18 protein-coding genes and 2 tRNA genes are annotated in these 22,795 nt (G+C 51.5%); 17 read left to right on the top strand and 3 right to left on the bottom strand.

All coding sequences use genetic code 11. From position 1 onward, the window contains the following. The first annotated feature begins 522 nt into the window (after nt 1-522). Both JK211_RS15185 and JK211_RS15190 read left to right on the top strand, forming a co-directional pair. Complete coding sequence (locus tag JK211_RS15185; RefSeq protein WP_212709495.1) at nt 523-2,019, top strand: EAL domain-containing protein; 1,497 nt, start codon at nt 523-525, stop codon at nt 2,017-2,019. 389 nt (nt 2,020-2,408) lie between these two features. Then, a complete protein-coding gene (locus tag JK211_RS15190) occupies nt 2,409-3,884 on the top strand; it encodes an insulinase family protein (protein ID WP_212709496.1) in 1,476 nt (491 codons plus the stop codon). A gap of 42 nt (nt 3,885-3,926) precedes the next feature. On the opposite strand, the gene ppiC is transcribed toward JK211_RS15190, so the two are convergent. Beyond that, complete coding sequence (gene ppiC / locus JK211_RS15195; RefSeq protein ID WP_212709497.1) at nt 3,927-4,208, bottom strand: peptidylprolyl isomerase PpiC; 282 nt, start codon at nt 4,206-4,208, stop codon at nt 3,927-3,929. Between the two features lie 80 nt (nt 4,209-4,288). On the opposite strand from ppiC, the gene rep reads away from it, so the two are divergent. Then, the gene (gene rep / locus JK211_RS15200; protein WP_212709498.1) at nt 4,289-6,316 is read left to right on the top strand and encodes a DNA helicase Rep; all 2,028 of its coding nucleotides are present in this window, start codon (nt 4,289-4,291) and stop codon (nt 6,314-6,316) included. A 37-nt stretch (nt 6,317-6,353) separates the two neighbouring features. Here rep and gppA read toward each other — a convergent pair whose 3' ends face one another. Then, nucleotides 6,354-7,838, bottom strand: a complete 1,485-nt coding sequence (gene gppA / locus JK211_RS15205; protein ID WP_212709499.1) for a guanosine-5'-triphosphate,3'-diphosphate diphosphatase — start codon at nt 7,836-7,838, stop codon at nt 6,354-6,356. Between the two features lie 8 nt (nt 7,839-7,846). After that, entirely contained in the window at nt 7,847-9,139 is a 1,293-nt protein-coding gene (gene rhlB / locus JK211_RS15210) for an ATP-dependent RNA helicase RhlB (protein ID WP_212709500.1), read from the bottom strand. A 117-nt stretch (nt 9,140-9,256) separates the two neighbouring features. Here rhlB and trxA point away from each other — a divergent pair, with 117 nt between their 5' ends. The 14 genes from trxA (at nt 9,257) to JK211_RS15280 (ending at nt 22,706) form a co-directional block, all read left to right on the top strand. Further along, on the top strand, nt 9,257-9,589 hold the full coding sequence (gene trxA / locus JK211_RS15215) for a thioredoxin TrxA (RefSeq protein WP_212709501.1): 333 nt from the start codon (nt 9,257-9,259) through the stop codon (nt 9,587-9,589). Between the two features lie 342 nt (nt 9,590-9,931). Further along, nucleotides 9,932-11,191 carry a transcription termination factor Rho gene (rho, locus tag JK211_RS15220; RefSeq protein WP_212709502.1) on the top strand — a complete coding sequence of 420 codons (1,260 nt, stop codon included), beginning with the start codon at nt 9,932-9,934 and terminating at the stop codon, nt 11,189-11,191. Between the two features lie 265 nt (nt 11,192-11,456). Beyond that, nucleotides 11,457-12,542 (top strand): UDP-N-acetylglucosamine--undecaprenyl-phosphate N-acetylglucosaminephosphotransferase, encoded by a 1,086-nt coding sequence (gene wecA, locus JK211_RS15225; RefSeq protein WP_212709512.1) that lies wholly within the window; start codon nt 11,457-11,459, stop codon nt 12,540-12,542. Nucleotides 12,543-12,575: 33 nt separating this feature from the next. Then, entirely contained in the window at nt 12,576-13,574 is a 999-nt protein-coding gene (locus JK211_RS15230) for a Wzz/FepE/Etk N-terminal domain-containing protein (protein WP_212709503.1), read from the top strand. Nucleotides 13,575-13,622: 48 nt separating this feature from the next. After that, nucleotides 13,623-14,753 (top strand): non-hydrolyzing UDP-N-acetylglucosamine 2-epimerase, encoded by a 1,131-nt coding sequence (wecB, locus tag JK211_RS15235; RefSeq protein ID WP_212709504.1) that lies wholly within the window; start codon nt 13,623-13,625, stop codon nt 14,751-14,753. Next, complete coding sequence (wecC, locus tag JK211_RS15240; RefSeq protein ID WP_212709505.1) at nt 14,750-16,006, top strand: UDP-N-acetyl-D-mannosamine dehydrogenase; 1,257 nt, start codon at nt 14,750-14,752, stop codon at nt 16,004-16,006. Before wecB ends, wecC begins: the two co-directional genes overlap by 4 nt. A gap of 46 nt (nt 16,007-16,052) precedes the next feature. Then, nucleotides 16,053-16,760: a dTDP-4-amino-4,6-dideoxy-D-galactose acyltransferase gene (gene rffC, locus JK211_RS15245; RefSeq protein ID WP_212709506.1), complete on the top strand. Its 708-nt coding sequence runs from the start codon at nt 16,053-16,055 to the stop codon at nt 16,758-16,760. Continuing rightward, a complete protein-coding gene (gene rffA / locus JK211_RS15250; RefSeq protein WP_212709507.1) occupies nt 16,747-17,877 on the top strand; it encodes a dTDP-4-amino-4,6-dideoxygalactose transaminase in 1,131 nt (376 codons plus the stop codon). Before rffC ends, rffA begins: the two co-directional genes overlap by 14 nt. Beyond that, nucleotides 17,877-19,124: a lipid III flippase WzxE gene (gene wzxE / locus JK211_RS15255; RefSeq protein WP_212709508.1), complete on the top strand. Its 1,248-nt coding sequence runs from the start codon at nt 17,877-17,879 to the stop codon at nt 19,122-19,124. Before rffA ends, wzxE begins: the two co-directional genes overlap by 1 nt. Continuing rightward, on the top strand, nt 19,121-20,203 hold the full coding sequence (locus JK211_RS15260; protein WP_212709509.1) for a TDP-N-acetylfucosamine:lipid II N-acetylfucosaminyltransferase: 1,083 nt from the start codon (nt 19,121-19,123) through the stop codon (nt 20,201-20,203). Before wzxE ends, JK211_RS15260 begins: the two co-directional genes overlap by 4 nt. Continuing rightward, nucleotides 20,200-21,558 carry an ECA oligosaccharide polymerase gene (wzyE, locus tag JK211_RS15265; RefSeq protein WP_212709510.1) on the top strand — a complete coding sequence of 453 codons (1,359 nt, stop codon included), beginning with the start codon at nt 20,200-20,202 and terminating at the stop codon, nt 21,556-21,558. The genes JK211_RS15260 and wzyE overlap by 4 nt, the downstream gene beginning before the upstream one ends. An 18-nt stretch (nt 21,559-21,576) precedes the next feature. Next, nucleotides 21,577-22,317 (top strand): lipopolysaccharide N-acetylmannosaminouronosyltransferase, encoded by a 741-nt coding sequence (gene wecG / locus JK211_RS15270; RefSeq protein ID WP_212709511.1) that lies wholly within the window; start codon nt 21,577-21,579, stop codon nt 22,315-22,317. A 149-nt stretch (nt 22,318-22,466) separates the two neighbouring features. After that, nucleotides 22,467-22,543, top strand: a tRNA-Arg gene (locus JK211_RS15275). Between the two features lie 87 nt (nt 22,544-22,630). Beyond that, nucleotides 22,631-22,706: transfer RNA gene (locus JK211_RS15280), tRNA-His, on the top strand. Nucleotides 22,707-22,795: the final 89 nt, after the last annotated feature.

Here is a 22,795-nt window from a genome sequence, read left to right on the forward strand (position 1 = left end):
GCACAGGCCCGGAGTGCAGAGGGCGCGGCCGTTGCGCCCTTTGCCTGGTCGCCCGCAGCGGGGCAGCAAAAAATGACTTTACGTAATGGCGAACAGAACCCCGCCGGATTGATATGCGGCATACCCGTATCAGCGTTATCGATAGCCAGTGCTAATCCACCGCCTTCGGGCATAAACGTCCGGCTCTGAGCATCTTCCTTCCGCCATCAGTGGCGGAGTTTCAGCAGCTGCGCTGCGGCGGACGGGTTAAGGCCCGGAGTGCAGAGGGCGCGGCCATTGCGCCCTTTGCCTGGTCGCCCGCAGCGGGGCAGCAAAAATGACCTGACGTAATGGCGAACAGAACCCCGCCGGGTTTATATATTGCATATCAGCACAAGCGTTAATCCACAGCCCCCGGCCATTGTCCCCTGCCGAACGATCGGAATTTACTGAATTTCTGGCAACGCGGTGGTGATATCTGATAGTCAGCCGGGGGTCTTGCTATATACTGAAAAATTCCCTACCCCTTGTCCGGAGACTATTTTGCGCGTGCAACGCTCCCTTACCATTAAACAGATGGTCAATGTCTCCGCCTTAGCAATAGTCGTTGTCTGTCTGTTTATTACGGCCCAGCTATTTCATTTCGTACAACAGCGTAAAACTGAGTACACACAGCAGATGGAAAATATTGCCCGGACCGTGCGTCAGCCACTGGCAGACGCGGTACTTAAAGGAGATGCCCCGGCCGTAAAACAGTTATTAATGACACTGAAACCGGCAGGTATTCTCGGGCAGGCCGATATTCGTTTGCCGGAACAATTGACGGTATTGCATGTCGATTTTACTGACAATAAACCGGCGGAAGTTCCCGCATTAATTGCCCGGATTTTTCGGTTACCCGTACAGATAACCATCCCGCTCTATCCGACAGATCAGGCGAGTTTACCCCGGCCACTGGCCTCACTGGTATTAGTGGCTGATTCGGTGCGGGTGTATCAGTTTATCCTCAGTACATTATCCACGATGATGATGACTTATCTGTTGCTGGCATTTGTACTCTCCGTATCTGTCAGCTGGTTTATTAACCGGCTGATAATTCATCCTTTGCGGGATATTTGCCGTGATTTGCAGGACGCCCCTGGCGTTTTGCTAAAAATGCCGGTAAATCATCGGGATGATGAAATCGGGATTCTGGTGAGAACGGTTAACCGTCATCAGTCACTGTATGCACCGCAGCCGGTAAACAGCAGAATACTGCCTGACGGGGCGGCCTTACCGTTATCCTCCTGTCATGACATCCTGCGGCACTGCGATGAGAAAGACTATGAGCTCTGGCTCCAGCCTCTGATAAATATGAGAAGCGGGGCGCTGGTGGGGGCGGAAGCGTTGCTGCGGGTCCGCGGCGCGGATGGTTTGTATTCCCTGCCTGAAAATTTTATCACGACAGCAGAAGATACGGGCAGGATGCCAGAGCTTGGCCGCCGGGTATTTGAAGAGGCGTGCCGTATTGTTGCACACTGGCAATCACAGGGTGTCATGCTGCCTCTGAGTGTGAATACTTCAGCGCGGCAGTTACAGGACCCGCAGATGGTCAGTCATTTACAGCATCTGTTAAGTGAACTGAAGATTGACCCTGCCGGGCTGATACTGGAATTAACCGAAACAGCGCAGCTTGATGATACGGAAAGTGCGGTGGCATTACTGAAGTCTGTCGAACAAACCGGTATCTCGGTGGTACTGGATGATTTCGGTATGGGCTATTCGAATCTGCATTATTTACACCAGTTCCGTTCATTGCCGTTAAAACGCCTGAAATTAGACCGCAGCTTTGTTGCCGGTCTGCCGGGTGATGATGTGATGGTACGTATCGTGGCTGCGGTGGCCAATATTCTGCAGCTGGATGTGGTTGCTGAGGGAGTGGAAACTATTCCACAGCGAGATGCTCTGCTGGCCAGAGGAATTGATATTGCTCAGGGGTACCTGTACTCCCCGGCACTTTCTGAGCCGCTGTTTAACCGTCAGTGGCTTAACCTGAGCTGACCGGTATCCGTGTACAACCGTGTACCACGCCGGATAAGATTATCTGCTGCCTGGCGGTAACCTGTCTCCGGCGCAGGGTTTACTGTGAAAAAATAAGTCGTATTTCGGTTGTTTTACCCGCGACAGACCATATTTTACCGGTAATTGCGACTTTTCCCTGAATAATCCCGTTAATTTTTGCTTTTTCCTTGCTGCAATGTCTGACTTTTGGATAATAACGACCGAAATGTTCCGAATATTTTTTATGTTGCCATGCGACATCCGTGTTTTTATGTGGTCAAAAAAGCGATGCTCTATCAAAACAGTATCCGTAAACAGCGGAAGAATGTGTATGGCAATGAAATGTCAGTGAAAATTATAATTTTCACCATTTGAATGTAGGGGTTCACATGCAGGGCACCAAATTTATGCGCTGGATGGGGGGAGTTCTGCTGGTAGCCGTCAGTTTTACGCTGCATGCAGAAGCCCTCCAGCCAGATCCTGCCTGGCAACAGGGGAAACTTAAAAACGGTTTCAACTGGCAGGTGCTGGCGACACCACAGCGCCCTTCAGACAGTATCGAATTACGGTTAGTTGTCGAGAGCGGCTCTCTGAACGAAAGTCCGTTACAGACAGGCTACAGTCATTTACTCACCCGGCTGGCTTTGGTACATAATTCGGCTATCAGTGTGACACAGCAGCGTCAGTTATGGCAGCAGAGCATTGATAAGCGCAATGCTTTACCGCCCGCGGTCACATCCTATGATTTTACCCGCTATAACCTGAGTCTGCCGGCAAACCGTCCGGATTTGATAAAAGATGCGTTGCTGTGGTTATCAGCGACGGCGGGTGATATGGCGATCACTCCACAGATTGTTAACTCAGCATTAGCGGCTTCCGATCCGACGGCCACGTGGCCCGCCAATACCGCGGATGTCTGGTGGCGTTATCGCCTGCAAGGCTCGGCATTATTATCTCACGATCCGCAGGAAAACAGTGCACAGCCCGTTGATATTGCACAGTTAACAGACTTTTATCATACATGGTATACCCCGGATGCGATGACATTGTATGTGGTCGGTAATGTTGACAGCCGCGCAATCTCCGAACAAATCAGCAAGGCCTTTTCATCCCTGAAAGGACAGCGCAGTAGTCCGCCGTCTCTGGCCGTATTACCGCCTTTATCTTATCGGGCTGTGAATCTGACAGACAGCCAGGGGAGCGGAGACCGGTTGTCCCTGATTTGGGATATGCCCTGGTCGCCGATTACGGATTCCCAGTCCCTGCAACAATACTGGCTGAGTGATTTAGCCCGTGAGGTGCTTTACTGGCATCTGTTACCTGCTGATGCGGAGAAGGCCAGTGCCGATACCCGGTTCGGACTGGACTGTCGGGTATTTTATCAGCGTGCACAGTGTGGTTTAAATATTGATACAACGGCAGATAAATTAGCGGCGCAGTCAGATAAGGTCGCTAGCGATTTTGCGGAATTACGCGATAATGGGTTGACTCAGCAGGAGTTTGATACGCTGATGTCCGGAAAACTGGCAGAACTGAATAGCCTGTTTGCGACCTATGCCCGCACCGGGACCAGTACTCTGATGGCACAGCGCCTGCGTTCACAACAGAATGCGGTCGTTGATATTTCTCCGGAACAGTATCAGCGTTTGCGGCAGGCATTCCTGGCAGGGCTGACTCTGGAGGCCCTGAATCATGAGTTGCATCAGCAACTCTCGCAGCCGGTGGCGATGGCGCTGGTTCAGCCTCAGGGCGAAGCAGAAATTCCGGTCAATGACCTGAAAACCCGCTTTGATAAAATTACTGCTCTGGCACCCGTAACGGAGGACAGTGAACAGGGAACGGCGGTACCGGAAAGTAATCCGTAACAGGACGGCTGACGGATTTTTGGCCTGAGTGAGCTGAACCGGTTAATTACGCCACAACACTTTGATAATGTGGTAGCCAAAGCTGGTTTTTACCGGACCATAAGGAACCAGCAGCGGGCAGGAAAATACCGCTTTATCAAAGGCAGGAACCATCTGACCGCGACGGAATTCACCCAGTTCTCCGCCTTTCCGTCCCGACGGGCAGGCGGAGTGTTTTTTTGCCAGTTGCTGAAAGCTGGCGCCTTTTTGCAGGCGAAGCAGTAACTCTTTTGCCAGCGATTCTTCTTTGACCAGAATATGTAACGCGGCGGCTGTTTTGGCCATATCTCTGCTCCTTGATCTGAGATGTGTATACCCGGCCGCCTTATATACCATTCTTTAAGCTATCTACAGAGCGATTTTTTATGCGTTTAAACCCAGGTCAGCAACATGCTGTCGAGTATGTGACCGGTCCTTGTCTGGTGCTGGCGGGAGCCGGTTCCGGCAAGACCCGGGTGATCACCAACAAAATAGCCCACCTGATCCGTCACTGCGGATACCAGGCCCGGCATATTGCCGCCGTTACCTTTACTAATAAAGCCTCACGGGAAATGAAAGAACGTGTTGCCCAGACACTGGGACGTAAAGAGGCCCGTGGATTACTGATCTCGACGTTCCACACCCTGGGGCTGGAAATTATTAAACGTGAATACGCGGCATTGGGTATGAAATCCAATTTTTCACTGTTTGATGACCAGGACCAGCTGGCACTGCTGAAAGAACTGACCAGGCCATGGCTGGAAGAAGATAAAACCCTGCTGCAAAACCTGATTTCGACGATTTCTAACTGGAAAAATGACCTGGTGTCGCCCGCCGGCGCGGCTGATTTAGCCAGGTCGGCGCAGGATAATATTTTTGCCCACTGTTATCAGCTGTATGACCAGCATTTACGATCCTGTAATGTACTTGATTTTGATGATCTTATTTTATTGCCGACCTTATTATTACAGGAGAATGAGCAGGTCAGAGAGCGCTGGCAACAGCGTATCCGCTATCTGCTGGTGGATGAATACCAGGATACAAATACCAGTCAGTACCAGCTGGTAAAGCTGCTGACCGGGCAGCGTGCCAGATTTACGGTGGTCGGGGATGATGACCAGTCAATTTATTCATGGCGCGGGGCCCGGCCACAAAACCTGGTATTACTCAGCCAGGATTTCCCAAGCCTGGAGGTGATTAAACTGGAGCAGAATTATCGTTCTTCTCAGCGGATCCTGAAATCAGCCAATATTCTGATTGCCAATAATCCTCATGTATTCGAGAAAAAGCTGTTCTCGGAGCTGGGTGAAGGCAGCCAGCTAAAAGTGATCACTGCCAATAATGAAGATCATGAAGCTGAGCGGGTGACCGGTGAGCTGATTGCACATCATTTTATCGGCAAGACCCGTTATCGTGATTATGCAATCCTGTATCGGGGCAATCACCAGTCGCGGGTATTTGAGAAGTTACTGATGCAGAACCGTATTCCGTATCGGATTTCCGGCGGCACCTCTTTCTTCTCCCGTCCTGAAATCAAGGATATGCTGGCTTATTTACGGGTGCTTACGAATCAGGAAGATGACAGCGCGTTTCTGCGGATCGTCAATACACCTCGCCGTGAAATTGGCCCTGCCACCTTACAAAAACTGGGAGAGTGGGCCTCGATCCGCAACAAAAGTCTGTTCCGTGCCAGTTTTGACCTCGGGCTGGCTGAACGCCTTCCTGCCCGCAGCCTTGAGCATTTACAGCGTTTTACTCACTGGCTGAACTCTCTGGTAACACTCAGTGAGCGTGAGCCAGTAGCGGCGGTCAGAGAACTGATTCAGGGAATTGACTACGAAAGCTGGTTATTTGAAAGCTCAGCCAGCCCGAAAGCCGCGGAAATGCGGATGAAAAACGTGAACACGCTGTTTCAATGGATGACAGAAATGCTTGAGGGCAGTGACCTTGACGAACCTATGACGCTGACTCAGGTGGTGACCCGTTTTACTCTGCGCGACATGATGGAGCGTGGTGAAAGTGATGATGATCAGGATCAGGTACAACTGATGACCCTGCATGCCTCAAAAGGGCTGGAATTCCCTTATGTGTTTCTGGTGGGTATGGAAGAAGGGCTGTTACCCCATCAGAGCAGCATTGATGAAAATAATATCGAAGAAGAACGGCGGCTGGCTTACGTGGGGATCACCCGTGCGCAAAAGGAACTGACATTTACCCTGTGCCGGGAGCGCCGGCAATACGGGGAGCAAATCCGACCTGAACCCAGCCGTTTTCTGCTTGAGTTGCCACAGGATGATTTAGTCTGGGAAGGCGAACGTAAACCAGTCAGCAGCGAACAACGGATGCTCAACAGCCAGAGCAGAGTTGCGGGTCTGCGGGCGATGCTGGAAAAATCTAAAAAGCAGGCGGACTGAAACTGACCGGCTGGCGCTGGCTGGCCGGTAATCTGTTTCAGCCCAGGGTCAGCTGCCAGTGTACATAACTTTGATAATGACTTTCCTGCTCCAGAAATTCGGCCCGTAGTGGGTGCGCTTCCAGCCAGCCGTCCGGCAGACTGAGATGCATGGCATCATCGTTTGCCTGCAGGCGTACCGCAGGCAGTGTGTCGTCGCGGCGTCTGCTGGAGAAAATAATCGCCAGCCGGAGCAGACGGCAAATTCGTTCGGCGAGTCGGGGGGGCAGGGCATTTTGCCGGGTCAGTAACGCCAGATCAATATTGCCTTGCTGGTTTTCTAACAGGGAAGAAATCAGTTTCTTTTGGGCTGGTGTAAATCCGGGTAAATCGAGCGATTTCACCAGATAAGCCGCATGACGTGGGGCCTGACGGTGATCAACGCTCAGGCCAATTTCATGTATAGCACAGGCGCTGAGCAGTAATTCACGACATCGTGCATCGAGGTTCCAGCTGTGGCTGACCTGACGAAAAAAAGCATCGGCCAGTTGCTGTACCCGGGCGGCCTGTTCTCTGTCGATGGAAAAACGCCGCTGAACATTGTGCAGTGTCCGGTTGCGAATGTCTTTATCGATAGGCAGGCTGAGCATGCCGTAGACCAGGCCTTCCCGTAATGCGCCTCCGGCCAGGGTCATACTGTCGATTTGCAGTTCACAGAACACCGCGATCAGAATGGATAAACCACTCGGGAACACCAGCGCACGCTCCAGCGTCAGCCCCTCTATCTCCAGCTCTTCCAGTTTCCCGCACTGAATAGCCCGCTGCTTCAGTTGTTGCAATTTGCTGAGGGTAATCTGTTCGTCCATTCCCTGAGCAACCATGATTTCCTGCAATGCCTGCACGGTACCTGAAGCACCGACGCAAATTTCCCAGCCTTTTTGCCGGAGTACCGGACTGATGTGCCGGATATGCTCTCTGGCAGCCTGCTCTGCCTGTTCGAAATTTTCACGCGTCAGATAGCGGTCAGAAAAATAGCGTTCCAGCCAGGTGACACAGCCGATAGGCAAACTGAACAATGCGGTGGTGTCAGCGCCTGAACCGGTGACTAATTCGGTACTGCCGCCACCGATATCGACGACCAGACGCTGATCAGAGCCGCCGGTCGTATGTGCCACACCCTGATAAATCAGACGGGCTTCTTCTTCACCGCTGATGACTTCGACAGGGTTGCCCAGGATACGCTGAGCTGCAGACAGAAACTGTTGCGCATTGGTTGCCAGCCGCAGGGTGGCAGTTGCGACAACGCGGATTTGGCTGGCCGGGATATCCTGCAGTTGCTCTGCAAATAAACGCAAACATTGCCAGCCTCTGGCCATAGCTTCATCAGATAAGTGGTTATTCTGATCCAGCCCGTTGGCCAGCCGCACTTTACGCTTAATACGTGCGACCGTCTGGATGCTTCCGGAGATTTCACGCACCACCAGCATATGAAAGCTGTTAGAACCTAAATCAATAGCAGCATAAAGTGATGATGCGTTCTGCATAAGCGGGTTTAACCTGAACGTTTGCGGTTGTTATTGCGTGGAGGACCATTCCGACGGTTATTGTTATTATTACCCCTGCGGTTGTTATTCGCCGGACGACGAGCCAGGCGCTTAGGTGCAGGTAAATCTGTCAATAACGCGTCACTGTTGTATTTACTGACCGGAATACTATGACCGATATACTCCTCAATGGCCGGTAAATTCAGCGCATATTCTTCGCAGGCCAGGCTGATAGAATGCCCGCTGGCACCTGCTCTCCCGGTCCGGCCAATACGGTGGACATAATCTTCACGGTCATCAGGCAGGTCGTAGTTAAAGACATGCGTAACTTCCGGAATATGCAAACCACGGGCTGCAACGTCGGTTGCTACCAGGATATCCAGCTGTCCCCGGGTGAAATCTTCCAGAATACGCAGCCGTTTTTTCTGCGGAACATCACCGGTTAATAAGCCTGCACGGTGCCCGTCAGCGGCCAGGTGGCCCCAGACATCTTCACAACGGTGCTTGGTATTGGCAAAAATAATTGCACGGTCCGGCCATTCTTCTTCCACCAGCGATTGCAATAAACGCATCTTTTCTTCATTAGAAGGGTAGAAAAGCTCTTCTTTAATACGGTGGCCGGTTTTCTGTTCAGGCTCAACTTCGACATATTCTGCATTATTCATATATTCGAAGGCCAGTTCACGTACCCGCCATGACAGGGTCGCGGAAAACAGCATGTTCAGGCGCTGGGATGCCGCAGGCATACGGCGGAACAACCAGCGAATATCTTTGATAAAGCCGAGGTCAAACATCCGGTCTGCTTCATCAAGTACCACTACCTGAATGGCACTGAGGTCGATATAATTTTGTTTGGTGTAGTCGATCAGACGACCGGTGGTTCCGATCAGAATGTCTACACCCTGTTCCAGAACTTTCAGTTGTTTGTCATAGCCATCGCCGCCATAAGCCAGGCCGAGTCGCAACCCGGTGTTTTTGGCCAGAGGCTCGGCATCGGCATGGATCTGAACCGCCAGTTCGCGGGTCGGAGCCATGATTAATGCGCGGGGCTGATTCACTTTGTGGCCTTCGGCAACAGGATGAGACAGCAGATAATGGAACGCTGACGTCAGGAACGCCATCGTTTTGCCCGTACCGGTTTGCGCCTGACCCGCGATATCATGCCCCGAAAGGGTATACGGCAGTGCTAATGCCTGAATCGGTGTACAGTACTGAAATCCTTTATTATCAAGGGCTTCAATTACCTTAGGGTGCAGGGCGAAGTCGGAAAACTTCTTTTCTGTTAAGTGTGTTTTGCTCATAGTGTGGTAGAATATCAGCTTAATGTCGCTTTACGAAAGCGTATCCAATGAAATAAAGTCAACTTACATTGATTCATTATACGCCAATTCGCCAGGCATAATTTTGTGGAGCAAAACATGAGCAGCGATAAAATCGTTCACTTGACCGACGACAGTTTCGAAACCGACGTGCTGAAAGCAGACGGTGTGACACTGGTAGACTTCTGGGCTGAATGGTGCGGCCCTTGTAAAATGATCGCACCTATCCTCGATGAAGTTGCCGAAGAGTACCAGGGTAAACTGACCGTGGCGAAACTGAATATTGATGACAACCCGGGCACAGCGCCTAAGTATGGCATCCGTGGTATCCCGACTTTACTGTTATTTAAAGACGGTGAAGTGGCAGCCACCAAAGTGGGCGCACTATCTAAAGGCCAGTTAAAAGAGTTCCTGAACGCTAATCTGGGCTAAGATATCAATCAGACGCCAGTGGTGGTTTATTTTTGTGCTATCACTGGACGTCTGCATTTTGTCGTGCTAAGTTATTTGAACTGCATTACGCTCTTACCAGTAGTCAGAATCTAAAAGATTTCCTTTGTTAAGCCAGTCTGTATTTCTATTAAGAACGGGTTAACAATCCGGTGGTTTACCACCACGTCGCACAAGGCCGTCTCGTCATAGTCTGTCGCTGTTTACTAACGACTCCGTTGTCGAGTTCAGAATTAATAATATTTCTATTTACAGGCATGGACTTTAGCCATACCACTCATGACAAACATTTCGAGTAACACCCCGAGTCAAGAACCCATCACTATGAATCTTACCGAACTAAAAAACACGCCGGTGTCTGAGCTGATTACTCTCGGCGAAAAAATGGGGTTGGAAAACCTCGCGCGTATGCGCAAACAGGACATTATTTTCGCCATCCTTAAGCAGCATGCCAAAAGTGGCGAAGACATCTTTGGTGATGGTGTACTGGAAATATTACAGGATGGATTTGGTTTCCTCCGTTCTGCAGACAGTTCTTACCTTGCCGGTCCTGATGATATTTATGTTTCGCCAAGCCAAATCCGCCGCTTTAACCTGCGGACAGGTGATACCATCGCCGGAAAAATTCGTCCGCCGAAAGAAGGCGAGCGTTATTTTGCGTTGCTGAAAGTTAACGAAGTTAACTATGACAAGCCGGAAAACGCCCGTAATAAAATTCTGTTCGAAAACCTGACACCGCTGCACGCCAACAATCGCTTACGTATGGAGCGTGGTAACGGTTCTACTGAAGATATTACCGCCCGTGTGCTGGATCTGGCCTCGCCAATCGGTCGTGGTCAGCGCGGACTGATTGTTGCTCCGCCAAAAGCGGGTAAAACCATGCTGTTGCAGAATATCGCTCAGAGCCTGGCTTACAACTACCCTGATTGTGAGCTGATGGTGCTGCTGATTGATGAACGTCCGGAAGAAGTGACCGAGATGCAGCGTCTGGTGAAAGGTGAAGTCGTTGCTTCCACCTTTGATGAGCCGGCATCCCGCCACGTTCAGGTCGCAGAAATGGTGATCGAAAAGGCCAAGCGTCTGGTTGAACACAAAAAAGATGTCATTATCCTGCTGGACTCAATTACCCGTCTGGCCCGTGCCTATAACACCGTCGTACCTGCGTCCGGTAAAGTACTTACCGGCGGTGTTGATGCTAACGCCCTGCATCGTCCGAAGCGTTTCTTCGGGGCAGCACGTAATGTGGAAGAGGGCGGCAGCCTGACTATCATTGCGACTGCACTGGTAGATACCGGCTCTAAAATGGATGAAGTTATCTATGAAGAGTTCAAAGGTACCGGTAATATGGAATTACACCTGTCGCGTAAAATTGCTGAGAAGCGTGTGTTCCCTGCGATAGATTACAACCGTTCAGGTACCCGTAAAGAAGAACTGCTGACCACGCCGGAAGAGCTGCAGAAAATGTGGATCCTGCGTAAAATTATCCACCCGATGGGTGAGATTGATGCTATGGAGTTCCTGATCAACAAACTGGCGATGACCAAAACAAACGAAGAATTCTTCGATATGATGAAACGCTCGTAGTCTGCAGCGACAACAATAAGAATTTTTTGAAAGTACAAAAACGCCACGTCTTTACGTGGCGTTTTTGTTGATCAGGCTATAGCATTATCAGGAACAAAGGATTCTGTGAAGGAGTAACCTATGCGGACTGTCGTATCAGCGCAGAATGTCGCTGTCAGCACAGAACTCACTACCTGAATCAGAGTAAAACTTCAGAGCATGATGGTGTAGTGAGTATTCTAACTGAGTATTCTAACTGAGAGCGATTAATGTGAATTTACTCAATATGGGTACTGAACTGGGACTGACATTTCTTTTTTCGCTGTGCTTCTTGTTCTTTGCCCGAAAAATAGCAAAGAGAGTGGGTCTGGTTGATAAACCTGATTACCGGAAGCGCCATCAGGGAGCTATCCCGCTGGTGGGCGGAATTTCGGTGTTTGCGGGGATCTGTTTTGCATTTTTGATCACCAGCAGCTATCAGCCCCACAGAGCGCTGTACCTGTTCTGCGCCGGGGTTCTGGTGCTGGTCGGTGCGCTGGATGACCGTTTTGATATCAGCGTGAAATTACGTGCGCTGGTACAGGCGGTGATTGCCATTATCATGATGATCTGGGCCAACAATTCGCTGATCAGTTTTGGCGGTATTATCGGCCCGGTTGACTTAAATGTCGGGCCTTTCGGCTATGTACTGACCTTATTTGCTGTCTGGGCGGCGATTAATGCTTTCAATATGGTCGATGGCATTGACGGATTACTCGGCGGTTTATCGTCAGTCAGCTTCGGAGCGCTGGGGATCATCCTGTGTCTGAAAGGGCAATATAGTCTGGCGTTCTGGTGCTTTGCGATGATTGCCGCAACACTCCCCTATATTCTGCTTAACCTCGGCCTGCTCGGCCGACGCTATAAAGTCTTTATGGGCGATGCCGGCAGTACCATGATTGGCTTTACGGTTATCTGGATCCTGCTGGCAACCACCCAGGGGGCCAGCCATGAGCTGCGTCCTGTGACGGCCCTGTGGATTATCGCAATTCCGCTGATGGATATGGTCGCGATTATGTACCGGCGGTTACATAAAGGGATGAGCCCGTTTTCTGCCGATCGTCAGCATATCCATCATTTAATTATGCGTGCCGGTTTCAGCTCGCGTCAGGCCTTTGTATTAATTACGCTGGCGGCGGCCTTGCTGGCCGCTATCGGGGTGACGGGAGAGTATCTGCCGGTGATCCCCGAGTGGGGCATGATGCTGCTGTTCCTGCTGGCCTTTTCAGCGTATGGCTATTGCCTGAAACATGCCTGGAGAGTGGCACGGTTACTCCGCAGGCTAAAACGTCGCTGGCATAACTTTCGCAGTGCCCGCGGGCATGGTATCTGACACCCGTTTTTATCGTTAAAAGGATATCCGGAGATGGTTTCTTCCTCTGTGGAAAATGAGCTGAATATTCCACTGATTGCCAGCCGGTTGTGGCGCGGTAAAGTCTGGATTCTGGGACTGGCGCTGGCAGGTGCGCTGATTGCGCTGGCCTATGCCCGTCTGGCCAGCCAGGTATGGAGTGCGACTGCGACTGTCGACCGCCCTTCGGTCAGTCAGATAGCGAATTATTACAGCCTGCGTTTGTCGCTGGCAACGCTTGAAGACGAGAGTCTGCCTCCTCCGGCGGCGTCAATGGTAACAGACGAAGTCTATCAGCAATTTTTATTACAGTTATCTTCCCGGGACAGCCGGCGAGATTTCTGGCTACAGTCAGCGTATTTCCGTGACAAGCTGAAGGGGCATCAATCGCAGCGTGCGACAATACTGGACCAACTGATCGGTGATATCCGCTTTCAGCCCGCGGAACCGGCCCGCGGGACCCGGGATACTCTGGTACTGCGGGCAGACAATGCGACATCTTCTGCGCAGCTACTGGACCAGTACGTGCAGTTTGCCAGTCAGCGTGCCGCGGCTCGTTTACGCAGTAATCTGCATGACGAGTGGAAGATTGCATGGCAGTCTCATCAGACGGCACTGGCACGCCAGCAATGGGTGGCTGAAACCGTGTTTGCACAGCAACGTCGTCAGCTTGAACAGGCGATAACCCGTGCCGGAAACGGACAGAGCGTATCTGTCACCGGACCTGATTCACAGACTATGCCGCCTGTCAGTAAACAGGTCCTGGAGGGCTGGCTGGCTAATTTACTGGCGAGCGGACCTGCCTATGACAGGCAGTATTTACAGAGTAAAGCATTGCTGGAAAGTCTGGGGCCGGAACCTGTCGTATCTGACAATCTGCCCACCTGGTGCTACCTGCGCTCACCTGAACCTCCGGCCAGTCGCGACAGCCCGCGGTTAGTTTTACTGGTTGTGCTGTGGGGAATGACCGGTGCATTTGCAGGGGCGGTGATTGCTGTTTCCCGCCGCCGGTAGCATGACGATAGCAGATAACACAGATTTTTGAATAATAAGGAAGCCAGCGTGAAAGTATTAACGGTATTTGGCACGCGCCCGGAAGCGATAAAAATGGCACCTCTGGTCAGTGCATTATCGGCGGATAATGAGATTGATGCCCGGCTCTGCGTCACTGCACAGCACCGCGAAATGCTGGACCAGGTGCTGAGACTTTTTAGCCTGAACCCGCAGTATGATCTGGACGTTATGCGTCCGGGTCAGGACCTTACCACCATAACCTGTCGTATACTGGCAGGTATGCAGCAGGTACTCACCGACTTTCGTCCTGATATTGTGCTGGTACATGGTGATACCACCACCACTATGGCTGTCAGCCTGGCAGCTTACTACCAGCGGATTGCCATCGGGCATATCGAAGCCGGTTTACGTACCGGAGATCTTTTTTCTCCCTGGCCTGAAGAAGGCAACCGTAAAGTGACCGGTCATCTGGCCAGATATCATTTTGCACCGACCCCCCGGGCACAACGCAACCTGCGACAGGAAAATATTCCTGCAGCAAATATCTTTGTGACCGGCAATACAGTCATTGATGCTTTATTGTGGGTCAGGGATAAAATTGAGCAGGACAGTGTCTTAGAACGGCAACTGTCGGCCTTATATCCGTTTCTGTCACCAGACCGGCCGATGATTCTGGTTACCGGACACCGGCGTGAAAGTTTCGGCGATGGCTTTGAACGGATTTGCAGTGCCCTTGCCGGACTGGCCATACAGTACCCGGATGTCCAGATAGTTTATCCGGTACATCTTAATCCGAATGTCAGTACCCCGGTAAACCGGATCCTGCGCGGCATCAGTAATATTTATCTGATTGATCCGCAAGACTATCTGCCGTTTGTCTGGTTAATGAATAAAGCCAGGCTGATCCTGACGGACTCTGGCGGAATTCAGGAAGAAGCTCCGGCTCTGGGTATTCCGGTACTGGTGATGCGCGATACGACAGAGCGACCGGAAGCCGTGGATGCCGGAACGGTACGGTTAGTCGGTACTGATAGTGAGAAAATTATCACCGAAGTTTCACGGTTATTACAGGACCCTGATGCCTGGCGGCAAATGAGCCGTGCCCATAACCCTTATGGTAACGGTGATGCATGTCAGAAAATTATAAAAATATTAAAACAATACAGAGTGACGTTATGAGTTTTGACACCATTTCTGTTGTGGGCCTTGGCTATATCGGCCTGCCTACAGCAGCGATTTTTGCCTCCGGGAAAAAAAACGTTATTGGCGTTGATGTGAATCCCCATGCGGTGGATACCATTAATCGCGGAGAAATCCATATAGCCGAACCTCATCTGGCACAGGTGGTCAGAGACGCCGTAAAAGACGGTTATTTACGGGCGTCCCTGACACCGCAGCCAGCCGATGCATTTCTGATTGCAGTGCCGACTCCTTTCCGTGAGGGGCACCAGCCTGACTTACGTTATGTCCGTGCGGCCGCAGAATCGGTTGCAGCGGTACTCCGACAGGGTGACCTGGTGATTCTGGAGTCCACGTCCCCGGTCGGCACTACCGGACAGCTGGCAGACTGGCTGGCCGCACTTCGGCCTGACCTGACATTTCCGCACCAGGGACCGCAACCCGATATTCATATTGCGTATTGTCCGGAACGGGTATTACCGGGAAAAATTATGGCGGAGCTGGTGGACAATGACAGGGTGATTGGCGGTATGACCCCCGGCTGTGCAGCCAGAGCAAGTGAGCTCTACCGGCTCTTTTTGCGGGGTGACTGTGTTGAAACCGACGACCGTACCGCCGAAATGTGTAAGCTGACCGAAAACAGTTTCCGTGATGTGAATATCGCGTTTGCCAATGAATTATCAATGATTTGTGACCAGCAACAGATTAATGTCTGGCAACTGATTGCATTGGCGAACCGTCATCCGCGGGTAAATATACTGCAACCCGGGCCGGGTGTCGGAGGGCACTGTATTGCCGTCGATCCGTGGTTTATCGTGGCGCAGAACCCCCTGCACAGTCAGCTGATCCGTACCGCCCGGCAAGTTAATGACGCCAAACCGGACTGGGTACTGAGTCAGGTAAAACAGCAGCTGGCTGACTGTCTGAATAGCACTTCACAACGGGCAGCCGACATCACCATTGCCTGTTTCGGACTGGCGTTTAAAGCCGATGTTGATGACTTGCGTGAAAGCCCGGCATTACAGGTGGTCAGGATGATCAGCGAGTGGCATCAGGGGCCGCTACTGGCAGTTGAACCGAATATTACCGGCTTACCGGCATCACTGAGCGCAGTGACGCTGACCGACAGTGATACGGCGCTGCAGCAGGCCGATATTCTGGTGATGCTGGTTGATCATCAGCCATTCAAAGGGATTGATAAACAGCAGCTGGCCGGGCGGCGTATTGTCGATACCCGCGGTCTCTGGACTTAGACCGGCATGGCCGGTACCCGCGGATATAATCATTTCGGAGGTGTGGATGCAACTCACTGGCAGTATTGTCCCGCTCGAATGGGAATCTGCATTTTTTGGTTACCCTGTCGGCCAGTTCATCCCGGGCGGTGATCAGTGGTTTCAGCCAGCGCTGGCTGAACACTATCGTTTATTACAGACCAGGATAGCCGCAGACGACTATCAGGCACTTACCGTTGCCGGACAACTGGGATTTCAGCTGGCGGAAGGTGAAGCCGTTCTGGTTCTGGACCTGCAGCACACGGAACGTCAGCCCGGCATCCGTATTGCGCGGCAATCCCTGATCCCCGAATTACGGCAGGCTGCGTGCGACGCATTTCAGCACAGCCGCTTCCGTGCCCCCTGGTTTGCCGACGCAGACGGCCAGCGTTTTTATGCTCAGTGGATAGAAAATGCGGTGACCGGACAGTTTGATGACCAGTGCCTGATCGCCTGCGGAGATGCCGGAGAACTACAGGGCTTTGTCTCGGTGCGTGAAACCGGTGCAGATGCACGGATTGGGCTATTATCCGTATTACCGGCGGCGCGTGGCAAAGGTATCGGGCAGCGGTTACTGTTAGCTGCTGCGGACTGGGCGCGGGTAAGACGCCTGAAACAGCTGCATATCACTACTCAGCTGAGTAATCTGGCTGCAATGCGCTTATATCTGCGCAGCGGTGCCCGGCTGGAACACACAGCCTATTGGTTATACAGGAAAAACAATGATCCCCTTTAACTCTCCGCCGGTGACAGGCAGTGAAATTGACTATATGCAGTCAGCGATGGCCAGTGGCAAGCTGAGCGGTGACGGAGGCTTTACCCGCCGCTGTCAGCAATGGATGGAACAGCGTTTTTCCAGCCATAAAGTATTGCTGACTCCCTCCTGTACTGCTTCTCTGGAAATGGCCGCGCTGCTGATCAATATCATGCCGGGTGATGAAGTGATTATGCCCAGTTATACCTTTGTCTCGACGGCCAATGCATTTGTATTGCGCGGTGCGACAATCGTATTTGTTGATATCCGCCCGGATACACTGAATATTGATGAAAGTCTGATAGAAGCCGCCATTACCGAAAAAACCCGTGCAGTCGTGGCAGTGCATTACGCCGGGGTCGCCTGTGAAATGGATACCCTTGTGCAGATCTGTGAAAAACACCGTCTGTACCTGATTGAAGATGCGGCTCAGGCGGTGATGTCCTGCTATAAAGGCCGGCCACTGGGGTCGATAGGCCATATCGGTTGTTTTAGTTTCCACGAAACCAAAAACTATACTGCCGGCGGAGAGGGGGGCGCGACACTGATTAATGATCCGGCACTGGTTGCCAGAGCTGAAATTATCCGTGAAAAAGGCACTAACCGCAGCCAGTTTTTCCGGGGACAGACGGATAAATACACCTGGCGTGACCTGGGGTCCAGCTATCTGATGTCTGATTTACAGGCGGCCTATCTGTGGGCCCAGCTGGAAGTCGCTGATCAGATAAACCAGCGCCGGCTGGCCTTATGGGAACAATATTACACAGCACTGACGCCGCTGGCGCAGCAGGGCCGGTTATCCCTGCCGGAAGTTCCCGCAGGTTGTACCCATAACGCCCATATGTTTTATATTCGTCTGGCGGATAACCACCTGCGCTCGCGGCTGATCGACTGGATGAAAGAAGCTGAAATTCTCGCGGTATTTCACTATATTCCGTTACACAGTTCTCCCGCAGGGCGACAGTTTGGCCGTTTTCACGGGGAGGACCGTTATACAACGGTTCAGAGCGAACGACTGCTGCGGCTGCCATTGTTTTATAACCTGTCGGATAACAATCAGAAAACGGTTATCGGCTCACTGATGAGTTTTCTGCGCTGATGTCACTGGCGAAAGCATCTGTCTGGACGTCTTTTTCTACACTGGTGAAAATTCTTTCCGGATTACTGGTGGTTAAATTTATGGCCGTCAGTTACGGACCCGAAGGGATTGGCCAGGCGGCTAATTTCCGGCAACTGATCACTGTTCTGGGGGTGCTGGCGGGCGCCGGGATTTTTAACGGTGTTACCCGTTATGTTGCCGAATATCAGCAACAACCCGAAATGCTCCGTTCACTGACTGCCACTTCGGCAGGGATTGTCCTGGTCTTTTCTTTATTACTTGCAGCGGTCTTAAGTCTTGCCGCATCCCCTGTCAGCCAGATACTGTTTGGCAGTGATCAGTACCGGCAAGTGATCCGTATTGTGGCATTTCTGCAAATAGGCATTGCCTGGGCGAATCTGCTACAGGCATATCTGAAAGGATTTCGTAATGCGCGGAGTCATGCGCTGGTGGTGGCTGCCGGCAGTCTGCTGGGGGTTTTAGGCTATCTGCTGTGCTGGCTGGCGGGAGGTTATAGTGGTGCACTGACGGGGCTGGCGCTGGTACCGGCCATCAGCCTGCTGCCTGCCATCTGGTTACTGAAATCCGCTACCGGCCTGCAATGGCGCTGGTTTATGCCTCGCTGGCATACCTCACTGGTGTTACGCCTGCTTAAATATACGCTGATGGCGGTAATGACTGCAGTCACTGTACCGGTCGGCTGGGTGATGATGCGTAATCTGCTGGCAGCACAGTCAGGCTGGCAACAGGTAGGGCTGTGGCAGGGGGTCAGTGGTATTTCAGATGCGTGGCTGCAATTTATTACCGCGACTTTCAGTGTCTGGTTGTTGCCGACCCTGGCAAAACAGCGCAGTAAACAGGATATCGGGCGTGAAATTTATCGTGCTCTGCGTTTTGTTCTGCCGGTGGTTGCGGGGGTGGCGATACTGGTCTGGTTACTGCGAGATATTGCTATCTGGTTGTTATTTTCTGCGAAGTTCGATGCAATGCGGGATCTTTTCGGCTGGCAACTGGCCGGTGATTTTTTTAAAGTCGGTGCCTACGTATTTGGTTACCAGGTTATTGCCAAAGCATCTCTCCGTTTTTACCTGCTTACGGAAGTCAGCCAGTTTATTTTGCTGATTGCCAGCTCATACTGGCTGATCCCGTTACACGGTGTCAGCGGTGCGGTGCAGGCCTATTGTCTTACTTATATGATTTATTTTGCCCTTTGCGCGGGCGTATTTATGTGCTGGTACCGAAAATGACAAGCTTAATCCATCTGCTCGGGTCTGATATCCCACACCATAACCTGACATTGCTGCGTTTCTTTGACCAGCAACTGTCGGTACAGGTGCCGTCCGCGGCGGCGAGAAAGTTTATGGTTGTCAGCTGTGACAGCCAGTCGCTGAGCGGATTCAGTCACCTCGAGGTGCAGATATTCCCCGATAAAAAAAGCCTGGCACGGGCTGTGATCCGGCTGGCGAAAAATAAACAACAACGTTTTTTTTGCCACGGCCAGTTTAATCCCTGGCTCTGGCTGGCGTTATATGGACGCAAAATATCCCGTCATCAGTTGTACTGGCATATCTGGGGTGCCGATCTGTATGAGGATTCTCATCAGCTCCGTTTCCGGTTGTTTTATGTTGTGCGGCGTATGGCCCGTAAACGGGTTGCCGGTATTCTGGCAACCCGTGGTGATATTAATTATTTTCGGCAGCGTGTGCCTTCAGTTGCCGCTGCTTTACTGTATTTTCCGGCCAGGATGCCGGTATCTGGCCCGGCAGCCCCCCCGCTGAACGGCGATCGGCCATTGACGATTCTGGTCGGAAACTCCGGGGATCCGACCAATCGTCATGCTGAAGCGCTGACGGACATTTATCAGCAGTTCGGCAGTAATGTCAGTGTCATTCTGCCGATGGGCTACCCGGCAGGTAATCAGACGTATATTGAAAAAGTCCGTGCGGTTGCCGAACGCTATTTTACTAGCGGACAGGTGACATTGCTGACCGGGACACTGGACTTTGCTGACTATCAGGCCCTGCTGGCGCGTTGTCAGCTGGGCTATTTTATTTTTAAACGTCAGCAGGGAATCGGTACCCTCTGTTTACTGATTGAAAAGAATATCCCGTTTGTTATCAGCCGGGATAATCCATTCTGGCAGGATCTTGCCGAACAGAAACTCCCTGTATTATTTCGCGGAGACAAGCTGGACCCGGACACCATCAATGAGGCCAGACGGCAGCTGATAAGCTGCGATAAGCAGCAGATCGCCTTTCTTTCTCCCGGCTATCTGGCGGGCTGGTGTGAGATATTACAACGGCTTGAAGAAGGGAAAGCACTATGAGCTTATTACAGTTTTCAGGGCTGTCGGTGGTTTACCTCTGCTGCCTGACATTTGTACTGGTACTGGCGGGAAAAGAGTTTCGTCGTGAACGGTTTAATTTTCACCTGTTTTTCTCTTTATTGTTTCTGCTGACCTTTTACTTTGGTTTTCCTCTGACAGCACTGCTGGTCTTCTGTTTTGATACGCCGGTAGTGGCACCCGAATATTTGTTACAGGCGCTGCTATCGGCCACCCTGTTTTATGGTGTTTATTATCTTGCTTATAAAGTCAGGATACGCCGTCCTGAGGTGACACCGGCGGCACCCTTGCTGCAGATGAACAGGGTGGAAACCCTGATTTTCTGTGGTTTACTGGCACTGATTGCTATCGGTACGGTGACTGTTTTTTTTATGCATAACGGTTTCCTGTTGTTCAGGCTCAGTGCTTATAACCAGATATTTTCCCGACAGGTGTCCGGTGTGGCACTGAAACGGTTCTTCTACTTTTTTATACCGGCGATGCTGATTATCTATTTTCTGCGGCCGACCCGGCAACGCTGGTTAATGTTTCTGGTATGTACGGTCAGCTTCGGATTACTGACATATCTTATTGTCGGGGGCACCCGGGCGAATATTATTATCGCCTTTGCTTTGTTTCTGTTTATCGGTATCACCCGTGGCTGGATTAGCCTGACGATGCTGGTCTCCGCCGGGGTATTGTCGGTGGCGGGGATGTTCTGGCTGGCTTTGAAACGTTATAACCTGCATGTTTCCGGAGAGGAAGCTTTCCATACTTTTCTTTATCTGACCCGCGATACTTTTTCGCCCTGGGAAAACCTGGCATTGCTCCTCAGCCAGTATCACCGGATTGAATTTCAGGGGCTTGCGCCGATGTGGCGGGATTTTTATGTTTTTATCCCTGGCTGGCTGTGGCATGACCGCCCGGCAGAGATACTGAACAGCGCTAATTACTTTACTCGTGATGTGTTGCATAACCATTCAGGACTGGCGATTTCACCGACCCTGATTGGATCACTGGTGGTGATGGGGGGCGGCTGGTTGCTGATGCCGGGGGCTATTGTGGTGGGGTTTATTATCAAGGCCTTCGACTTTATCTACCGGCGTGCTTTGCAGGAAACTAACCGTTACAGCGCTGCAGTACTGCAGAGTTTTTGTTTCGGGGCTATTTTCAATATGATCGTGCTGGCCCGGGAGGGTCTGGATGCCTTCGGGTCGAGAATCGTATTCTTTGGTGTCATTTTCCTGTTTTGCCTCGCGATGGCCAAAATAGTCTTTCGATTGCTGGACAGTCACGGGCTTATCCGTCAGCGCAACAGGCAGGGCAGTGATCGGTTTTTCAGCATTGAAGATGTATAACAGCAGGACAGTAAGGTAATGAGTAAATACCCGGAGTTCCCGCCTTACCGGATCAGGGGCATACCACTTTATGGTTTTAGTTCGATAGCCCGGTTCGCTGATTTTCTGATACCGGCACAGCATCCACGTTACGGCATGCTGGTAGCGATTAATGCGGAGAAGGTACTGAGCGCCGAAAAAGACCCGCAATTACGTCAGATACTGTCTGAGGCGGCATTTAACTATGCTGATGGGATCAGTATTGTCCGGTCTGTACGGAAAAAATATCCCGGCAGCACAATCAGCCGGATAGCCGGAGTGGATCTCTGGCAGGTGCTGATGCAAAGAGCCGCTGAGCAAGGCGTTCCGGTATTTCTGGTGGGAGGTAAATCAGAGGTGCTGCAACAGACCTGCGACAAATTACGTCGTCACTGGCCGATCCGGATTGCAGGTCAGCAGGATGGCTATTTTTCTGAGCAGCAAACGGCGGCAGTAATACAGGCAATTGCTGACAGTGGTGCAGGCATTGTGACCGTGGCGATGGGATCACCCCGTCAGGAACTGTTTATCAGACGCTGCCAGGCTGTTTATCCTGAGGCGCTGTATATGGGGGTCGGCGGTACCTATGATGTTTTCAGTGGTATTGTGAAGCGTGCTCCTGTTATCTGGCAGAAGCTGGGGCTGGAATGGTTATACCGTCTGATTAAACAGCCTTCGCGCTGGCGGCGGCAACTGCAGCTTTTACGCTATCAAAAATATCACTGGCGGGGTGAACTCTAGAATAGCCTGCGATAAAGGCACAAAATATGCGCCTAATGCTGAATATTCAGACAAAACGCACAAACGATAAGCAAATAAATAATTTTATTAAAAAAGCACTAGACAGGATCAGCTCAACCCCGTAATATCCGCATCCGCAACGGCGCTAAGCGCCCGTAGCTCAGCTGGATAGAGCGCTGCCCTCCGGAGGCAGAGGTCTCAGGTTCGAATCCTGTCGGGCGCACCATTTTTGGTTGGCGTAAGAGCTGCGGTTATTTACCGCGAGAGTAGTAAAGGTGTTTTTAGCATCGTTGTAAGAAGTAAGAAAGATATGGTGGCTATAGCTCAGTTGGTAGAGCCCTGGATTGTGATTCCAGTTGTCGTGGGTTCGAGTCCCATTAGCCACCCCATTTTTTGCTGGTTATGCGAAGGTGGCGGAATTGGTAGACGCGCTAGCTTCAGGTGTTAGTGTCTTAACGGACGTGAGGGTTCAAGTCCC

Source organism: Tatumella sp. JGM130, from assembly GCF_018257525.1.
GTDB classification, from domain to species: Bacteria; Pseudomonadota; Gammaproteobacteria; order Enterobacterales; family Enterobacteriaceae; genus Tatumella; species Tatumella punctata.

Excerpts from the sequence above, each read along its gene's own strand:
- JK211_RS15190 (WP_212709496.1), top strand. The coding sequence starts at position 2,409 with ATGCAGGGCACCAAATTTATGCGCTGGATGGGGGGAGTTCTGCTGGTA.
- ppiC (WP_212709497.1), bottom strand. The coding sequence starts at position 4,208 with ATGGCCAAAACAGCCGCCGCGTTACATATTCTGGTCAAAGAAGAATCG.
- rep (WP_212709498.1), top strand. The coding sequence starts at position 4,289 with ATGCGTTTAAACCCAGGTCAGCAACATGCTGTCGAGTATGTGACCGGT.
- gppA (WP_212709499.1), bottom strand. The coding sequence starts at position 7,838 with ATGCAGAACGCATCATCACTTTATGCTGCTATTGATTTAGGTTCTAAC.
- rhlB (WP_212709500.1), bottom strand. The coding sequence starts at position 9,139 with ATGAGCAAAACACACTTAACAGAAAAGAAGTTTTCCGACTTCGCCCTG.
- trxA (WP_212709501.1), top strand. The coding sequence starts at position 9,257 with ATGAGCAGCGATAAAATCGTTCACTTGACCGACGACAGTTTCGAAACC.
- rho (WP_212709502.1), top strand. The coding sequence starts at position 9,932 with ATGAATCTTACCGAACTAAAAAACACGCCGGTGTCTGAGCTGATTACT.
- wecA (WP_212709512.1), top strand. The coding sequence starts at position 11,457 with ATGGGTACTGAACTGGGACTGACATTTCTTTTTTCGCTGTGCTTCTTG.
- JK211_RS15230 (WP_212709503.1), top strand. The coding sequence starts at position 12,576 with ATGGTTTCTTCCTCTGTGGAAAATGAGCTGAATATTCCACTGATTGCC.
- wecC (WP_212709505.1), top strand. The coding sequence starts at position 14,750 with ATGAGTTTTGACACCATTTCTGTTGTGGGCCTTGGCTATATCGGCCTG.
- rffC (WP_212709506.1), top strand. The coding sequence starts at position 16,053 with ATGCAACTCACTGGCAGTATTGTCCCGCTCGAATGGGAATCTGCATTT.
- rffA (WP_212709507.1), top strand. The coding sequence starts at position 16,747 with ATGATCCCCTTTAACTCTCCGCCGGTGACAGGCAGTGAAATTGACTAT.
- wzxE (WP_212709508.1), top strand. The coding sequence starts at position 17,877 with ATGTCACTGGCGAAAGCATCTGTCTGGACGTCTTTTTCTACACTGGTG.
- JK211_RS15260 (WP_212709509.1), top strand. The coding sequence starts at position 19,121 with ATGACAAGCTTAATCCATCTGCTCGGGTCTGATATCCCACACCATAAC.
- wzyE (WP_212709510.1), top strand. The coding sequence starts at position 20,200 with ATGAGCTTATTACAGTTTTCAGGGCTGTCGGTGGTTTACCTCTGCTGC.
- wecG (WP_212709511.1), top strand. The coding sequence starts at position 21,577 with ATGAGTAAATACCCGGAGTTCCCGCCTTACCGGATCAGGGGCATACCA.